At 42.8% G+C, this 2,500-nt stretch carries 2 tRNA genes and 2 rRNA genes (1 of these 4 cut by a window edge); all 4 read left to right on the forward strand.

The window, feature by feature from the left end:
• Window positions 1-297: 297 nt before the first annotated feature.
• A 16S ribosomal RNA gene (locus V6246_RS11875) occupies window positions 298-1,816 on the forward strand.
• Window positions 1,817-1,905: 89 nt separating this feature from the next.
• Window positions 1,906-1,979 (forward strand) — tRNA-Ile (locus V6246_RS11880).
• Window positions 1,980-2,059: 80 nt separating this feature from the next.
• Window positions 2,060-2,133: transfer RNA gene (locus tag V6246_RS11885), tRNA-Ala, on the forward strand.
• Window positions 2,134-2,336: 203 nt separating this feature from the next.
• Window positions 2,337-2,500 (forward strand): 23S ribosomal RNA (locus V6246_RS11890); it runs 2,659 nt beyond the window's last position.
• Together the 16S and 23S rRNA genes with 2 tRNA genes alongside form the textbook arrangement of a ribosomal RNA operon.

Raw genomic sequence — 2,500 nt, forward strand, 5'->3', positions numbered from 1 at the left:
TTAGCTAGAAAGTTCATAAGTATATTGTTTGGTAATTATGTTAGAGAGGTATTAAATCTTTTTAAAATAAAAGTTAAATAATTATTGTGAGAGTTAAAAAAGGGTTTTATATTTGCACCCGCTTAGCAAGGTAACGAGTTAAGATAAGAAAAGAAACAAGTTCATAAACATATTGAATTGACAGCGTAAAATTAATTTGGAAACGGATTAATTTAACAAAGAGAATAGACCATTTTGAGTATTAGAGATTCTAATTAGTTGTTAAAGATTATAGTCATATAAAGACTTAAAAATTTAACGATGAAGAGTTTGATCCTGGCTCAGGATGAACGCTAGCGGCAGGCCTAACACATGCAAGTCGAGGGGTAACATTGTGCTTGCACAGATGACGACCGGCGCACGGGTGCGTAACGCGTATAGAATCTACCTTTTGCTGCAGGATAGCCCAGAGAAATTTGGATTAATACTGCATAGTATACACTACTTTCATGAGTTATGTATTAAAGGTTACGGCAAAAGATGACTATGCGTCCTATTAGCTAGATGGTAAGGTAACGGCTTACCATGGCAACGATAGGTAGGGGCCCTGAGAGGGGGATCCCCCACACTGGTACTGAGACACGGACCAGACTCCTACGGGAGGCAGCAGTGAGGAATATTGGACAATGGAGGCAACTCTGATCCAGCCATGCCGCGTGCAGGATGACTGCCCTATGGGTTGTAAACTGCTTTTATACAGGAAGAAACACTGCTACGTGTAGCAGCTTGACGGTACTGTAAGAATAAGGATCGGCTAACTCCGTGCCAGCAGCCGCGGTAATACGGAGGATCCAAGCGTTATCCGGAATCATTGGGTTTAAAGGGTCCGTAGGTGGATAATTAAGTCAGAGGTGAAAGTTTGCAGCTCAACTGTAAAATTGCCTTTGATACTGGTTATCTTGAATCATTATGAAGTGGTTAGAATATGTAGTGTAGCGGTGAAATGCATAGATATTACATAGAATACCAATTGCGAAGGCAGATCACTAATAATGTATTGACACTGATGGACGAAAGCGTGGGGAGCGAACAGGATTAGATACCCTGGTAGTCCACGCCGTAAACGATGGATACTAGCTGTTCGGAACTTGTTTCTGAGTGGCTAAGCGAAAGTGATAAGTATCCCACCTGGGGAGTACGTTCGCAAGAATGAAACTCAAAGGAATTGACGGGGGCCCGCACAAGCGGTGGAGCATGTGGTTTAATTCGATGATACGCGAGGAACCTTACCAGGGCTTAAATGTAGATTGACAGGACTAGAGATAGTTTTTTCTTCGGACAATTTACAAGGTGCTGCATGGTTGTCGTCAGCTCGTGCCGTGAGGTGTCAGGTTAAGTCCTATAACGAGCGCAACCCCTGTTGTTAGTTGCCAGCGAGTCATGTCGGGAACTCTAACAAGACTGCCAGTGCAAACTGTGAGGAAGGTGGGGATGACGTCAAATCATCACGGCCCTTACGTCCTGGGCTACACACGTGCTACAATGGTAGGGACAGAGAGCAGCCACTGTGCGAACAGGAGCGAATCTATAAACCCTATCACAGTTCGGATCGGAGTCTGCAACTCGACTCCGTGAAGCTGGAATCGCTAGTAATCGCATATCAGCCATGATGCGGTGAATACGTTCCCGGGCCTTGTACACACCGCCCGTCAAGCCATGGAAGCTGGGAGTGCCTGAAGTCCGTCACCGTAAGGAGCGGCCTAGGGTAAAATCGGTAACTAGGGCTAAGTCGTAACAAGGTAGCCGTACCGGAAGGTGCGGCTGGAACACCTCCTTTCTAGAGAAAGACGACTAATTAAGTATCAAAAACTATTATGAAAAGTAGTTTATTCTCATTGCTGTTAATTTAAAATAAAGATTTAGTAGAGTCTCATAGCTCAGCTGGTTAGAGCGCTACACTGATAATGTAGAGGTCGGCAGTTCGAGTCTGCCTGAGACTACTAACTACTAAATAAAGGAAATTCTAGAACTGAGAATTCTAAATTCACATTAAGGATTCTACAAGTTAGGATTTAATAATGGGGGATTAGCTCAGCTGGCTAGAGCGCCTGCCTTGCACGCAGGAGGTCATCGGTTCGACTCCGATATTCTCCACGAAATAATTAGCTTAGGTTAATTATAGAAAGTTCATTGACATATTGAAACAAGATACATGAAATTAAATTAGATTTATATCTAAGATAATATAATAATTGTATAATTAATTACACTCACCACGAGCGAGCTGTAATTAATTAAGTTATTATTTGTTATATCGTAACAAATAGTAACGAAACTCATTAAAAAAGCAAAAAGTACAATAAGCTAAATAAGGGCGTATGGGGAATGCCTAGGCTCTCAGAGGCGATGAAGGACGTGATAAGCTGCGAAAAGCTACGGGGATCGGCACACACGATTTGATCCGTAGATATCCGAATGGGGCAACCCGGCATATTGAAGATATGTCATGCAGTAATGCAAG

The sequence above is a fragment of the Algibacter sp. TI.3.09 genome, assembly GCF_038154905.1.
Lineage (GTDB): Bacteria > Bacteroidota > Bacteroidia > Flavobacteriales > Flavobacteriaceae > Algibacter.